Here is a 14,397-nt window from a genome sequence, read left to right as displayed (position 1 = left end):
GGCAGCCGGCTAGATCGGCTAGATCGGCTAGTCGGAAACGGTCGATCCTTCCGGTCAATCGCGATCGGCCACGGCTCAGCGCGTCAGTTCAACCACGCCCGGCTTCGGCACCGTCGGCCGCCCGATTGATGCGAGCCGCGCAAAGCCGACAAGCGATTTGGCATAATCGTTATGCGTGCACTCACGTCGCGCGGCGAGCATGGTTGCTTTCACCGATACTATATGGACAGCCGATGACAAACCTGGATCGAAATCTGGCGCGCGAACGCCTGAGCAAGGCTCGCGGCGAATCTGCGACCGCGAATGATAGCGACACCCTCACTGCACTGATCCGGTCGCTCACATTGGTCGAAACAGGCACCGACCGGTTTCAGACCGCGCTCCCCGTCGAAAAGTGGCAACGCCTGTTCGGCGGCGAGATTCTCGCACAGGCCCTGACGGCGGCGTCGCACACCGTTGCTGCGGATCGTCTGCCCCATTTGATCCATGGTCATTTTCTGCGTCCCGGCCGGCCGGAAGTACCCATCGCGTTTCGTGTAGAACGCGACAGGGATGGCGCCAGCTTCTCGTCCCGCAGGGTCGTCGCGTACCAGGAGGAGGTCCTGGTCTTTACCCTTGGCGCTTCCTTTCATCCCGCCGAAGCTGGCTATGCCCATCAGGAAGACATGCCGGATGTCACACCGCCGGAAGGCCTCCGCAGCGAGGAAGACATCCGGCGCGAACAGGCGGGCGCCATGATCGGCGCGGTTCGCGACTTCGCCCTGCGGAGCATGCCCATTGAACTCAGGCCAGTGACGCCGCGCGATTTCGTCTCTCCGGTGCCGCAACCGGCCGTCCAGCATTTCTGGTTCAAGCCCAAGTCGAGCGTACCGGACAATGGCCTGCTTCTCCGCGCCGTGCTCGCCTATGTGTCCGACATGATGTTGCTCAGCACGGCCCTGCTCCCTCATGGCACCCATTGGTCCACCACACGGATCCACAACGCCAGCCTCAATCACAGTCTCTGGCTTCATGCGCAGCCCGATTTCAGCGACTGGATGCTTTATTCGCTGGATAGCCCCTGGGCAGGCGGCGGCCGCGCTTTGTGCCGCGGACGAATATTCGATCGCGCAGGAAAACTGGTTGCGAGCGTGGCCCAGGAAGGGCTGCTCCGCCTGCGCTGAACCAACGTAACGAGGGAGAAATATGATGGGACAAAAGCAGACAGCAGGGTTCATCGGCCTGGGCGATCAGGGCGCTCCGATCGCGCGCCGGATCGTCGAAGCCGGATTTCCACTCACGATTTGGGCGCGGCGCGAAGCCAGCACCGCCCTATTGTCCGATACGGCGGCGAAAGTTGCGACGACGCCTGCAGCGCTCGCCGCCGACTGCGACATCATCGGCATTTGCGTCGTCAACGACAGGGATGTGCAGCAGGTTACGATCGAATCTGGGCTGCTGGATGCGATGCGTCCGGGCTCGGTGCTGGCGATTCATTCCACCCTGTTGCCCGAGACCGTGATCGGACTCGACAAAGCTGCGCGAGCGCGCGGAGTGCATGTCCTCGACGCTCCGGTCAGCGGCGGCCATAACGGCGCAAAGGCCGGGACGATGACCGTGATGGTTGGTGGGACGAGCGAGGCGCTCGATATTGCCCGGCCTATCTTTAATAGCTTCGCGCGCCTCGTCGCCCATCTTGGACCCGTCGGATCGGGGCAGCTGATCAAGCTGCTCAACAACAATCTGGCCTACGCCAATGTCGTAGCCAGCATCGACGCCCTCGAACTCGCCGAGCAGCTCGGCATGGATCGCGAGGTTGCTATCGAGGTCATCAAACTCAGCTCCGGCGCGAGCAACGGCTTCGCCATCGTTGCGGACCCGCGCACGTTTCGCAAAATTAGCGGCCCCGGCAGCAACATGCCGAAGGATGTTCATCATCTCGCCGAAGTGGCCGAAGCCATCGGGTTAGGAGACGCGCCTCTGCTCGCGCTTTCTCGGACGGCTCAAGCGAAGATCGCCGAGCTTGCTGCCCGGCTAAGCGACGCCTGAGAGCGCCGCGGAACCAACCATGTTCCGGTCGATAAGACCGTCGCCGGCAGCATCTCCTGGTCCTATTCCGTTGAAAAAGTCGGGCCTGGCGTCGTCCTGCGGCAACCCTTCATTCGGCTGAGCGAACCGCTAATCCCCCTCAGGCTGGTGCGCGGCTCTGCAAGGGAATGATCTTTGCCATTTTACGAAGGTTTTGGGCTGCTGCGGCTAGATGGAACTCATCCTTTGCTCCGTTGGGACCGCGCAAACGCAAGCGATCCAGCTTCAAAATGCGTTTGAGGTGCGCGAACAACATCTCGACCTTCTTTCTCTGACGCCTCGACACGAGATAAGCATCGGTTGTAGCAATTTCGCGGGCTAAGTCGCGGGCACCTTCATGAATGGACCGGGTGACTTTGCGGGCCGGCGTTTTTGGTGAGCATTGCAGCCGATGGATGCAGCTTTGGTAATCTTGCTGGCGCGCGCGATAGCGGATGAAGCCGTCCTTATCGGCGTGTGGACGGGCTGTTTTGAAGTTGCGATTGGAGCGGCGCAGGCGATTGCCCGCAGGGCATATATAGCTGTCGTCATCATGATCATAGGTAAAGTCGGTGCGTTCAAAACTGCCATCCTGACGTGTGGATTTGTCGAACACGGGGATATGCGGCTCAATGCTTTTATCTTCCACCAGCCACGCCAAATTGGCCGCCGTCCCATAAGCTGTATCGGCTACAAGGCGTTCAGGCCAGATGCCGAAGCGCTCCTGTGTGCGGTCGATCATACGCCGCCCCGCCGTCACTTCCGCTTGCCGCACGGCAGTTGTAGCTTCGACATCCACAATCACCGCATGATCAAGGTCTATCAGATAGTTGGTGCTGTAGGCGTACAAGGCTGCATCACGTGTTGCGACGGTCCAGCGCGAGGCTGGATCCGTCAAGGCGATCCGCTTTGGTGTGACGGGTGTCGCATCGCCGAACGCGGCATCATCCAGCACTTCGAGATATTCGCGCACGGCGCGGCTTCCCGCCTCAGGAAGTTCATATTCTTCGCCAGGAAGCGAGCGTTGCCGATGGACGTCGGCGCGGATCAAGCTTGCGTCGAGCGCGAAGCCTTCGCCGCCAACTAAGCCTTCGGCTATGCAGCGCTCGACGGTCATCTCGAACAGATGTCGCAGCAAATGACTGTCGCGGAATCGGCCAGGTTGAGGTGCACCTCTTCGCAGAGCTGCCGTTCAGACCTGATGCCCATGCAATAGCCGATAAGCAGCATCCGGATCATCAACTCGGGATCAATCGATGGCCGTCCGGTCTCACTGTAAAATGGCCGCAGATGTTCGCGGATGCCGGTAAGGTCTAAGAACCTGTCGATCGACCGCAGAAGATGATCCGCCGGAACATGCTTCTCAATGCTGAAGCTGTAAAACAGCTCCTCCTGCACAACGGACCGTTCACCCATCATCAGCTTATCTCCCGATAACCCGATGATTGAATCAGCACCGCAGCTTCATTGCAAGCGGGAGTTTTTCAACAGAATAGGTCCGGCTCCTGCCCTTCAACAAACAATCCCGGGATCGGCCGGGCCCAGAATGGACCAGTCATGCCTTTCAAAACACGCATCACCGAAATGCTGGGTATCGAGCATCCGATCGTCCAGGGCGGAATGCAGGGCGTGGGCTATGCCGAATTGGCAGCTGCCGTGTCGAACGCCGGCGAACTCGGCATCCTGACCGCGCTGACGCAGCCATCGCCGGCCGCCCTGAGCGCCGAGATCGAACGTTGCCGCGCGATGTCCGACAAGCCGTTCGGCCTGAACCTGACCGTGTTCCCGACGATCAATGCACCCGATAATAACGCCTACTCGCAGGCGATCATAGGCGGCGGAATCAAGATCGTCGAGACGGCGGGAGCGCCTGCGGTGCGCGAAATCTGGGAGATGCTGAAACCCCATGGTGTGACCATCCCGTACAAATGCACGGCGGTTCGTCATGCGCTGTCGGCCGAGCGCGCCGGTTGCGACATCATCTCGATCAACGGTTCGAATGCGCGGGCCATCCGGGGGAGGATGATATCCCCGGCCTGATCCTGATCCCCGCCACTGCCGACAAGGTGAAGATCCCGATGCTCGCGTCGGGCGGCTTCGGCGACGGCTGCGGACTTGTCGCCGCGCTGGCGCTCGGCGCCGACGGCATCAACATGGGCACGCGCTTCTGCGCGACCGTCGAGGCGCCGATCCACGACAATGTGAAGCAGGCTTAGATCGAGAATGAGGAACGTGGCAGCTTCCTGATCTTCCGCAGCTTCAAGAACACCGCACGCGTCGGCAAGAGCGAGGTCAGCGAAGAAGTGGTGCGCCGCCTACCCAGCCGGGCGCACAGTTCAGCGACGTGCAGGAGCTCGTTGCGGGCGCGGCAGGCCGTGACCTGCTCCTGACCGGCGATCTGTCGAAGGGCGTGTTCTGGGCCGGCATGATCCAAGGCCTGATTCACGACATTCCGACCTGCGAGCAATTGATCGACCGGATCATCGCCGACGCCGACGCGATAGTCAATCAGCGGCTGGCATCGCTTCGCGCGTAAAAGGCCGCTTCCGCTGACGGGTCGGCGTGACCGCCGACCGTTCGCCGTCACTCGCGGGCCTGCCCTTGAATCTGGGTCCACTGACGCGACGGCGTGCGCTGCCATCCCGCGGCGGCGGCGGTGCCGCCATCGACCGGCAGGTTGATGCCAGTGATATATCGCGCCATCGAAGAGCATAAGAAGGCGACCGCATCACCGCACTCGATATCGTCGCCCTCACGTCCGAGCGGGATCAGGCGGTTCATTGCGTCCTGAGCGTCAGGACTGCGCTGGACCCAAGTCGAAGGGTCGACGGGGCCGCTGCGATTGCCGCGGCCGCCGGGGGTGATCGTGTGATCCGGCGACACGGTGTTGACCCGGATCGCGTCGTCCGACAGCTCGAGTGCCATCGACTGGGTGAAGTTGATCATCGCGGCCTTGCACGCCGCATAGACCGCATAGCCCGGCGCGGCGCGCGTAGCTTCGATCGAGGAAATCCCGACAATCGATCCTCCGCGGCCACCCCTTACCATGACCGGAATCACAGCCGACGTCGCAGCGAGGAAGCTGACGAAATTGATGTCGATATGCCGGCGCCAACTGCGCTCGCTCTGATCGGCAAACGGCTTCTTCGCCACCCCGCCGACATTGTTGACCAATATGTCGATGCGGCCAAACTCCACGTCGGCGGCGGCGACCATCGCAGCAATCCCGGCCGTATCCATCATGTCGGTCGTGACGCCCAACGCCCTGCGGCCGCGATCGCGAACGCGCTCGCAAACCTCCGCGTTTCGCTCCGGCACGATGTCGGCAATGACAAGATCGGCGCCGAAGTCGGCGAGCCGGAGCGCGCAAGCCCGGCCAATTCCGCCGCCGCCGCCCGTGACGATAGCAACCTGGCCGGTCAGATCGAGCCCGGTCTCGATCATGACGTGGGAAGCCCGGTCAGCGGCAGGAACGCCGGCAATGGAGCGAAGACCTGCGGCGGATGGGGAAGCTCCCAGCGCAGCGGCGCATCGACGGTTCGCCTGGCAAAACGCCAGCCGGCCGCAGTTCGAACCAGTTCGTCCTGATAGACACCAAAGATCATTTCGAAAGTGCCTCCTGTCGGCCGCTTGATCTCGCTGAACCACCATCGCGCCGTTGCGCGGTCGCCGTCGATCTCCACAACTCCCGAATGGGTGAGCTGCATCAGAAACTCACGTTCGACCTCGACCAGGCGCTTGAAGCGCTTGCGCAGCTTCTCAATGCCTTGAAGGGGCGCGCCGGCGGCTGGCGAGTGCAGGATGCCGTCTTCGGTATAGACCTCCGCCATGGCCTCACCATCGCGGCGATTGACCGCATCGGTATAGGCCGCGGCAAGGCTGCGGATCGCCAGTTCATCTTCAGCTGCGTTCACGGCCCTCATCTCCTTTGCTCGCTCCTTGGCTGGCCCCATTTTGCAACGAGCGGCGATTTTTTTCCATCGCTGCATTGAGGGGAAAGTCGTCGCCTTCCGCGCAAGCCGCCCCTTTCCGATCGACGGTGGCTGCGGCGACTGTCCAATCAGGAAAATGAAAATTCACAGGGAGATTCGCGTGAGCAACGACAAGTTCGACTTGACGGGCAAGGTTGCCATCATTGTCGGCGGAACGCAGGGCATGGGCCTGAATATCGCCGAGATGTTTGCCGCGAGCGGTGCCAGGATCATGATCTGCAGCCGCACGGCGGGCGACACCGAGGCGGTCGCAAAATCGCTCAACGAGCGGTTTGGCAATGGCGACGAGATCGCCGCCGGCTGCGCTGCCGACATGACGATCAAAGACCAGCTCCAAACTGTCGTCGACAGAACCGTGGCCAAATTCGGGAAGGTGACCACGCTGGTCGCGTCACCCACGGTGCGCCCCTTCTTCGGCTCGTCGCTTGACACGCCGGATGAAGAACTCGATGCGCAATATCTCTATGTCTTCAAGAGCAGGTTCTGGATTGCGAGCATGTGCATCCGCGAGATGCGCAAGAGCGGCGGCGGGTCGATCATCTTCATCGGCTCGGGATCGGCTTTCGAGGCGACGTCCGAGCGTTCGGTCTATTCGTGCATCCGTGCCGCGGAGGCAAAGCTGATCCAGAATTTTGCGGCCGAGTTCGGGCAGGAGAATATCCGCGCCAACATCATCTCGCCCGGGCTCATCGATTCGAGCGGAGCGCAGGCTTTGTTTCAGGATCCCGCCGTCACCAGGACTTTTACGGAGCGACTGCCGATGAAGCGTGCAGGTACGACGCGCGAGATCGCCTCGGTCGCGACTTTCCTGGCGAGCGAAGCGAGCTCCTTCACCACCGGCGCCATCGTCCCGGTCGACGGCGGACGTAACCTGCACGCCCAGCCAAACAAGCTCACCGACCAGTTTGCACCCGAAAAAGATGCCCGCCATCGCGGCTGATTTCAGATGAGCGGAGAACTCGCAGACAGCGCGGGGCGGACGCCGAAGGCGCCCGTCCCGTTTTAAATCACGGCATCGGCGCCGATGAACTGCCCTTTCTGGACGCGCTGATCGCCACCGATAAAATCTATCAGATGGGCGCGCTTGACGAACAGATGCGCCTCTACTTCGGCGGTGAAGCCAATCGCTCCATGCACCTGGATTCCGGTCGCGCCATTTTTGAGCGCCGCATCGACGGCGACGATGCGCGAAGCGAGCGCATGAAAGCGCGATTCGTCGCTGTTCTTAGACAGGATGACCGAAGCAAAGGATACCTGGCAGGACGCGACTTCGGCGGCAATCGCCATGTCGGCGCACTTATGCTTGATCGCCTGGAACGAGCCGATCGGTTTGCCGAATTGCTCGCGCACCTTCGCATAGTCCACCGCGCCGGCGAGCGCCGCTTCAGCAACCCCGGTAGCATAGGCCGCGATGAGCAGATTGGCGCGCGCATGATCGATGCCGTCCTTGACCGACGACCAACTCAGCGGCTTGCCACTCTCTAGTGCAGCGCGCATCAGCCGCATGTGGCTGTCCATGCTGAGCCGCTCGCTCTGGCCAGTAAATTCCTCCCGCCGGAACAAGGCGATCGCGTCGCTGGTCAGCAACACAATGAAGTCGGCCTCGTTTGCCTCGATCAGGTGGAACTCGCCGGAGAAAATACCATCATCACCGGCGACGGCGCCTCGCGGCGTCGCGAGACCCACCGCACTGGTTCCCGCCATGATCGCCGCGGCAATGTCGGGCATCGTGCGCGCGGCAAGATGCGCGCCAAGCGTCGCGCCCAGAACGCCGACCGATACGAGCGCGCGGCCGAATTCGATGTAGGTCAGCGCCTCTTCGACCGCGCTCAGACCGAGGCCGCCGCCTTCCTCGGGCACGCCGAGCCCCAGAATTCCGAGCTCGGCCATTTTCGGCCAGAGCGCGGCATCGGGATTGCCGATCTGCCCGAACTTGTCCGGGCGCAGCCTTTCGAGCGGGGCGCTGGCCGCCAGAAAGCCGCGGACCATATCGACAATTTGCTGTTGTTCTTCGGTAGGAAGCAAGTTCATGATAAAAGACCTTATCGCGGCAGGCCGAGCACGCGCTCGCCGATGATGTTGCGCTGGATTTCCGACGTGCCGGCGGCAATCGTGTTACTGTAGGTCCGCAGATAGGGGCGGATCCAGGGATCGTCTTCGGGCAGTTCGATCGAATCGGGGCCGATGATGTCGAGCGCGATACGGCGGATCCGCTGTTGCAGCTGACTGAAGAAGGCGCGTGCCAGCGATGCCTCGGAGCCCGGCGGCGCGATCGCCGCGCGGGAGGCGATGCGGTAGGTCATCGCGCGCACGGCGGTCACCTCGGCGCGGAGCTGCGCCAGTCGCTGCCCGATGTCGTCATTCTCGAGCGCGCTGGCACCAAGGCGTTGCCGCGCCATGTCGACGAGCCGCTCGACGACTGCGCCATAGCGGATGTTTTCGAGCATACCCGCGGTGCCGCGCTCGAACCCGAGAGTGGACATCGCTACATTCCAGCCATCGTTCACCTCGCCCACCACGTTCGACAGCGGGATCCGCACATCGGTGTAGAAAACCTGGTTGAAATGATGGTGGCCCGGTGCGGTCATGATCAGGATCGGGCGCAGCTCGATCCCGGGTGTCTGCATATCGCAGATCAACCAGCTGATTCCCTTGTGCTTGGGCGCGGCCGGGTCGGTGCGAACGAGCAATTCCTGCCAGTCGGCCAGGTGCGCCGAACTGGTCCAGATTTTCGATCCATTGACGACGAGTTCGTCGCCGACGATTTCCGCCCGGCATTTCAGCCCGCCAAGATCGGAGCCATTGTTGGGTTCTGAAAATCCCTGGCACCAGGCGACTTCGCCGCTCAATATTTTCGGAAGATGATATGACTTCTGCTTTTCGGTGCCGCGCGCCATGATTGTTGGAGCGGCATGATTGCATCCGACGAACAGCAGTTCGGCGTTGGGCCCGCCGGCCTTGGCATATTCTTCGTACCAGATGAGCTGGTGGGTGAGCGACAATCCGCGCCCACCATATTCGACCGGCCACGATACCCCGGCCCAGCCGCCCTCGAATTGCTTGCGCTGCCAGCCAAGGTCGAACTCGCGCATTCCAGGACCATCGGGTGGCCGGACCTCGCGGGGGATATTCGCATCGAGCCATTCGCGCGCTTCGGCCCGGAAAATCTCGTCCTCGGCCGTATAATCCAGATTCATTGTGCCTCGTCCCGTCCTGATCCGTGCGCCAGCGCACAATTCTTCTTAACACAATTGCGTCCCGGCAATTATGCGAAGTTCGACCGCCGCGATGCACCTTGGCAATAACCAATCGCGCGATAGCCGTTATGCCCTCCGGCAAGACAGGCTGGACAAGGAGAGCGCCATGGGTTTGCTGGATGGCAAAGTTGCGATCGTAACCGGAGCGGGCGGCGGGCTCGGGCGAGCCTATGCGCTGCTGATGGCGCGCGAGGGTGCGAAGATCGTGGTCAATGATTATGGCGTCCCGTCGGCAGGCGGCGACCCGGTGTCGGACAGCGCGAACGAAGTGGTCCGGGAGATTGTTGCAGCGGGCGGCGAGGCGGTCGCGAATGCCGCGGATGTCGGGACAATCGCCGGCGGCCTTTCAATCTTCGAGACCGCCATGTCCGCATTCGGCCGCGCCGACATCCTCGTCAACAATGCCGGGATCCTTCGGGATCGGACGCTGATCAAGATGGACGAGGCGGACTGGGACGATGTGATGCACGTTCACCTCAAGGGCACCTTTTGCGTGACCAAGCCGATATTTGCTTGGATGCGGGAAAATGGCGGTGGCGTAGTCGTCAACACGACATCGACGTCGGGTCTTTCGGGCAAGTTCGGGCAGGGAAATTATGGCGCCGCCAAGGGCGGCGTCTGGGGTTTTTCGAACACTTTGGCACTTGAGGGTCAAAAATACGGCATCCGTGTCTGGACGCTCGCGCCCGCCGCCAATACCCGGCTGACCGAGGCCGTCACCGATGACGATTACAAGGCGGTCTATACGACCGACAGGGTCGCAGCGGTCGTGCTTTACATGGTCAGTTCGCTGTCGGGCGACCAGACGGGCAAGACCATCGTAGCGGGCGGCGGCATCGTCCGCGAAGTCCGGCTCGAGCGTGGGCCCGCGCTCCTTCCCGAAGCAGATTTCTCGGCGCACACGATGGCCAAAGCGGTTGAGAAGGGCCTCGTCATGTTGCCGCGCGACGATGGATCGCCCAGCCTGATGCGGCCTGACCGAGGCTAGGATAACGCCTGGCGCAGGTCCCGGCGCAGTTCCGCCTTCCTGATCTTGCCCGCGGGGGTCCGCGGGAGATCCCGCGCAAGGATCACGCGCTCGGGCGTCTTTTGCCGCGCCGCACCAAACGCCTGGAAGGCTGCATCGATGGCCGCCCGATCGAGGGCGAGGCCGTCATCGACAATCAAATAGGCGCAAACGCGTTCGCCAAGGCGGTCATCGGGATAGCCGACGGCTGCAGCCTCGCGAACGCCGGGAATCCGGAGCAGCAAATCCTCGACCTCGCGCGAGGAGATATTCTCGCCGCCGCGAATGATGATATCCTTTTTGCGATCGGTAATGGCGAGCAGACCCGCTGCATCGAGGCGGCCAATGTCGCCCGACAGGAACCAGCAGCCGGGAAGCCACGCGCCGGCGTCGATGGCGGGATCGCTATAGCCAAGAAACATATCGGGACCGCGCGTCGCCACTTCGCCTTCCGCACCGGTTTCGACGTCATTGCCATCGTCGTCGACGATGCGAACCTCGACGCCGGGGCGCAATCGGCCGTCGGTCGTCATGCGGACGTACAGCGGATCGCCGTCCGCACCCTGCGTGACGGTTGGATGCTCGCTCATCCCGTACCGTCGGAACATGTGAATTCCCGCCGCCTCGGCGCGCGCTACCAGCGATTCGGGAATCGTCGCGCCGCCCGTGCCGCAAGCGCGCAGCGATCCCATGTCGCAGCCAATCGCATCGGCAGCATCGAGCAGCGCGAGATAGTGAAATGGCGTCCCCGCCGTGTGGGTGATGCGCTCCGAGTCAACATAGCGTGCCGCCGCTTCAGCATCATAGGTTTCGAACAATATGGTTCGCCGCGCCGCTGCGGCATGCGCGAGGACGCCAAGCGCGCCCGCCACATGGCCCGCCGGATAAGGCGACATCACGCGGCTGGCGGGGTCATTGTCGGGATAGCTTTGCCAGACTTCGGCCAATAAGCTGTTGGCGCTGTGGAGCACACCCTTGGGGTCGGCAGTCGTTCCCGACGTATATACCATGAAGGCCGGATCGTCGGCAGCCACTCCGGGCCAATTGTCCGTGGCCGCAAGTCCCTCGAAATCGTCCCAGCGCATATAGTCGCCAGCATCGCCGTCGCCTACGACGACAACGGCTTTGAGGTCGGGTAATTGTCCGCTGTCCCGCACGTTCTGGACGCAATCGGTTTGCCTCCACCGATCGGGTATGAAAAGTATTTTCGCGCGTGCGTCACGCAACACGAACCCGAGCTCGTGCGGTCCGTAGATCGTTACAATGGGAAGAATGACGCAGCCGAGTGCCGCCGCAGCCTGGTAGACGAGCGCAGTCTCGATCGAATTGGGCAACTGCATCGCTACGACGTCGCCAGCCGTCAGACCGAGGCCATGCAGGGCACCGGCAAGCGCGCGCCCGCGCTTACGCAACTGGCCGAGTGAAATCGAGCGAGGCCCGCGGGCGGCGTGGACGGTCAGAAGGACCTCGGGATGGCCGCTGGCTGCGGCCTCGAAAGCTTGGCCGAGCGTCTGGTCGCGCCAGTGGCCGTCGGCTCGCCAACGGGCTTGCAAGTCTTTGTCAGCGCGCAATTGCATGACGCTTCGTTATCGAGGGCCGACCGCAGTGACTATGGCCTAGTTTCGCCGATCAAGCCCGTAAACGCATAGGATTTTTGCTCGCCCTGTTGGCAGGCTTTCATCGTCGACACGGCAGGCCGCGGGACCGGCACCGCACGGACCGGCCTCGTCGCAAGAGAATGGATGCCGGCATGATCTCTACCGAAATGATCGAACCGCTGAAGCAAGGCCTGTTCCGCCGCATCTGGACCGCGAGCCTGTTATCGAACACCGGACGGATGATCCAGGGAGTCGGGGCGGGCTGGGCAATGGTCGAAATGAGCGGTACGCCCGAACAAGTGGCGTTAGTCCAGACCGCGCTTACTCTGCCGATCACCCTTTTTGCCCTGCCCGCGGGCGCGATTGCCGATATTTACGACCGGCGTCTCGTCATCCTCTTCGCGATCATTGCCTCGCTTGTCGGCTCGATCCTTTTGTCGATCGCGGTGTTTGGGGGCCATGTCGGCCCCGCCAGTCTTCTTCTGTTCACCTTTCTCGTCGGCAGCGGAATGGCCCTGTTCGGCCCTTCGTGGCAGGCGTCAGTCGGCGAGCAAGTCACCCCCGCGCTGCTCCCGAGCGCGATTGCGTTGAACAGCGTCAGCTTCAACATAGCGCGCAGCTTCGGCCCTGCGGTTGGCGGTGTCATCGTCGCTTGGGCCGGGGTCGCCGCGGCCTTCATCGCCGCCGCCGTCTGCTACCTGCCGTTGATCGTGGTGATGATCCTGTGGAAGCGCGCCCGGGAGATCCCGCGGCTGCCGCCCGAACGGCTGGTCGAGGCCACGATCGCGGGGCTTCGCTATGTCCTGCACTCGCCCCGGATCCGCACTCCGTTATGGCGAACATTTTCGGCGGCCTTTGCCGGAACTGCGATCGCCGCCCTGCTTCCGCTTATCGCTCGCGACATTTTGCACGGAGACTCCCGGATCTTCGGATTGCTGCTAGGCGCCTTCGGCGTCGGGGCTGTGCTAGGCGGCCTCGCGCTCGCATCGCTGCGCGCCAAATTATCCACCGAAGCGGTGATGAGACTTTGCAGTTTTGGCGTGGCAGCGATGGCCGTCGTGGTCGGCAGCAGCCGGTCCGAACTCATCACCTCGCTCGCGCTCGCGGTGGCGGGCGCGGGCTGGCTGATTTCGGTCGCGATCTGCAATATCAGCATTCAGCTGACTGCGCCGCGCTGGGTCGCAGGCCGGACGCTTGCGACCTTTCAGGCCGCGACGGCCGGCGGGATCGCGCTGGGCGGCTGGGCATGGGGCCGGGCTGCGACCGAAATCGGACTTTCGGGCGCGCTCTATGCCTCGGCGGCGCTTCTGGTCGCGGTAGCGCTGATCCTGGGACAATGGATGCCGATGCCGGTGGTCAAGGTGGAAGACAAGGAAATGTCAGCCCAGCGCAAGGAGCTGTCGGCGAGGCTTGCCCTCACCCCGCGCAGTGGCCCGATCGCGGTCGAGATCGACTATCGCGTCGCCCCCGAAAAGGCGCGTCGCTTTTACATCTTGGTCCAGCAGTTGCAGCGTAGCCGCAAGCGCAACGGCGCCCGCTCCTGTTCGGTGGCACGCGATATTCGCGATCCCTGGATCTGGCGCGAACGCTACGTCTGCGCGACCTGGCTCGATTTCCTGCGCCAGCGCGATCGACCGACCGTCAAGGAGGCGCAGATCCAGAAAGAGGTCGCCGCCTTGCATGAGGGCACCGGCCCGATCCGAGCGACCATCATGCTCGAACGCCCGATGGGGTCGGTTCGCTGGAAGGAGGCGACCCCCGACCATGGCCTTCTGGACTTGTAACGGTTTTGCGCCGGTCACCTGAGCGTTTTAAGCTCGCAACAGGAGACCAACGAGATGATCAAACATAGCGAAGAGTTTAAGCAGGAGGCGGTTCGTATAGCGCTGACCAGCGGATTGCCGCGCGACCGAGTTGCATCTGATTTGGGGATAGGGAAATCGACGCTCGGCAAATGGGTGTCGCAGTATCGGCCCAGTGATCTGGTTTCAGCGCCGCAGGCAGATCTGGCACGTGAGAATGAACGCCTTCGCCTTGAGAATCGTGTGCTTCGGGAGGAGAGGGAAATCCTAAAAAAGGCCACGCAGTTCTTCGCGAGCCAAAAGCCGTGAAGTTCGCTTTTGTGCATAGCTGGCGGCATCGCTGGCCTGTTGAGTTGCTCTGCCGTGTCATGCTTGTCAGTGAGCGCGGATATCGTTCCTGGCGCTCGCGACCTATCAGTCGGCGGGAGCGGACGGACATAAAAGTGCTGGCCCATATCCGAGAACAATACAGCCTTAGCCTCGGCAGCTATGGTCGTCCGAGGATGACGATGGAATTGAAAGAGGCTGGGCTCGACGTTGGCCAGCGCCGGGTCGGGCGGCTGATGAAGATCAACGGGATCAAGCCGGTCCGCACGCGCAAGCACAAGGTTACGACGGATAGCCAACATCGCCTGGGTGTCGCGGCGAACTGGCTGGACGGGGATTTTGCCGCTGATGCTCCCAACCGTAAATGGG

The 14,397-nt window shown here is 62.4% G+C and carries 11 protein-coding genes and 3 pseudogenes; 8 read left to right on the top strand and 6 right to left on the bottom strand.

The window, feature by feature from the left end:
• Positions 1–233 precede the first annotated feature (233 nt).
• Positions 234–1,163 carry an acyl-CoA thioesterase gene (locus tag LKO31_RS01700; protein ID WP_227688357.1) on the top strand — a complete coding sequence of 310 codons (930 nt, stop codon included), beginning with the start codon at positions 234–236 and terminating at the stop codon, positions 1,161–1,163.
• 22 nt (positions 1,164–1,185) lie between these two features.
• Positions 1,186–2,028, top strand: coding sequence for an NAD(P)-dependent oxidoreductase (locus LKO31_RS01695; protein ID WP_227688356.1), 843 nt, complete (start codon positions 1,186–1,188; stop codon positions 2,026–2,028).
• A 139-nt stretch (positions 2,029–2,167) separates the two neighbouring features.
• Here the strand turns inward: LKO31_RS01695 and LKO31_RS01690 are convergent.
• Positions 2,168–3,465: pseudogene (locus tag LKO31_RS01690) on the bottom strand (transposase).
• Positions 3,466–3,603: 138 nt separating this feature from the next.
• Between LKO31_RS01690 and LKO31_RS01685 the strand changes: the two are divergent.
• Both LKO31_RS01685 and LKO31_RS15155 read left to right on the top strand, forming a co-directional pair.
• Positions 3,604–4,262, top strand: a pseudogene (locus LKO31_RS01685) (NAD(P)H-dependent flavin oxidoreductase).
• Between the two features lie 128 nt (positions 4,263–4,390).
• Positions 4,391–4,582, top strand: coding sequence for a hypothetical protein (locus LKO31_RS15155; protein ID WP_407699232.1), 192 nt, complete (start codon positions 4,391–4,393; stop codon positions 4,580–4,582).
• A 47-nt stretch (positions 4,583–4,629) separates the two neighbouring features.
• On the opposite strand, the gene LKO31_RS01680 is transcribed toward LKO31_RS15155, so the two are convergent.
• Together LKO31_RS01680 and LKO31_RS01675 are read right to left on the bottom strand one after the other, a co-directional pair.
• Positions 4,630–5,490 (bottom strand): SDR family NAD(P)-dependent oxidoreductase, encoded by an 861-nt coding sequence (locus LKO31_RS01680; protein WP_227688355.1) that lies wholly within the window; start codon positions 5,488–5,490, stop codon positions 4,630–4,632.
• Positions 5,487–5,960: a nuclear transport factor 2 family protein gene (locus LKO31_RS01675; RefSeq protein ID WP_227688354.1), complete on the bottom strand. Its 474-nt coding sequence runs from the start codon at positions 5,958–5,960 to the stop codon at positions 5,487–5,489. The genes LKO31_RS01680 and LKO31_RS01675 overlap by 4 nt, the downstream gene beginning before the upstream one ends.
• A gap of 178 nt (positions 5,961–6,138) precedes the next feature.
• On the opposite strand from LKO31_RS01675, the gene LKO31_RS01670 reads away from it, so the two are divergent.
• Complete coding sequence (locus tag LKO31_RS01670; protein ID WP_227688353.1) at positions 6,139–6,978, top strand: SDR family NAD(P)-dependent oxidoreductase; 840 nt, start codon at positions 6,139–6,141, stop codon at positions 6,976–6,978.
• A gap of 62 nt (positions 6,979–7,040) precedes the next feature.
• Here LKO31_RS01670 and LKO31_RS01665 read toward each other — a convergent pair whose 3' ends face one another.
• Positions 7,041–8,069, bottom strand: coding sequence for an acyl-CoA dehydrogenase family protein (locus LKO31_RS01665; RefSeq protein ID WP_227688352.1), 1,029 nt, complete (start codon positions 8,067–8,069; stop codon positions 7,041–7,043).
• An 11-nt stretch (positions 8,070–8,080) separates the two neighbouring features.
• Entirely contained in the window at positions 8,081–9,235 is a 1,155-nt protein-coding gene (locus LKO31_RS01660) for an acyl-CoA dehydrogenase family protein (RefSeq protein WP_227688351.1), read from the bottom strand.
• A 166-nt stretch (positions 9,236–9,401) separates the two neighbouring features.
• On the opposite strand from LKO31_RS01660, the gene LKO31_RS01655 reads away from it, so the two are divergent.
• Positions 9,402–10,283 (top strand): SDR family NAD(P)-dependent oxidoreductase, encoded by an 882-nt coding sequence (locus LKO31_RS01655; RefSeq protein WP_227688350.1) that lies wholly within the window; start codon positions 9,402–9,404, stop codon positions 10,281–10,283.
• Here the strand turns inward: LKO31_RS01655 and LKO31_RS01650 are convergent.
• Complete coding sequence (locus LKO31_RS01650) at positions 10,280–11,878, bottom strand: AMP-binding protein (protein WP_227688349.1); 1,599 nt, start codon at positions 11,876–11,878, stop codon at positions 10,280–10,282. The two genes, LKO31_RS01655 and LKO31_RS01650, sit on opposite strands and share 4 nt — an antisense overlap.
• A 173-nt stretch (positions 11,879–12,051) precedes the next feature.
• Between LKO31_RS01650 and LKO31_RS01645 the strand changes: the two genes are divergently transcribed.
• Entirely contained in the window at positions 12,052–13,683 is a 1,632-nt protein-coding gene (locus LKO31_RS01645) for an MFS transporter (RefSeq protein WP_227688348.1), read from the top strand.
• 54 nt (positions 13,684–13,737) lie between these two features.
• Positions 13,738–14,397: pseudogene (locus LKO31_RS01640) on the top strand (IS3 family transposase); the annotation flags it as partial.

Source organism: Sphingopyxis yananensis (assembly GCF_020687785.1).
GTDB classification, from domain to species: domain Bacteria; phylum Pseudomonadota; class Alphaproteobacteria; order Sphingomonadales; family Sphingomonadaceae; genus Sphingopyxis; species Sphingopyxis yananensis.
The sequence above is the reverse complement of the archived record's forward strand: the minus strand, read 5'-3'. Positions and strand labels throughout refer to the sequence as shown.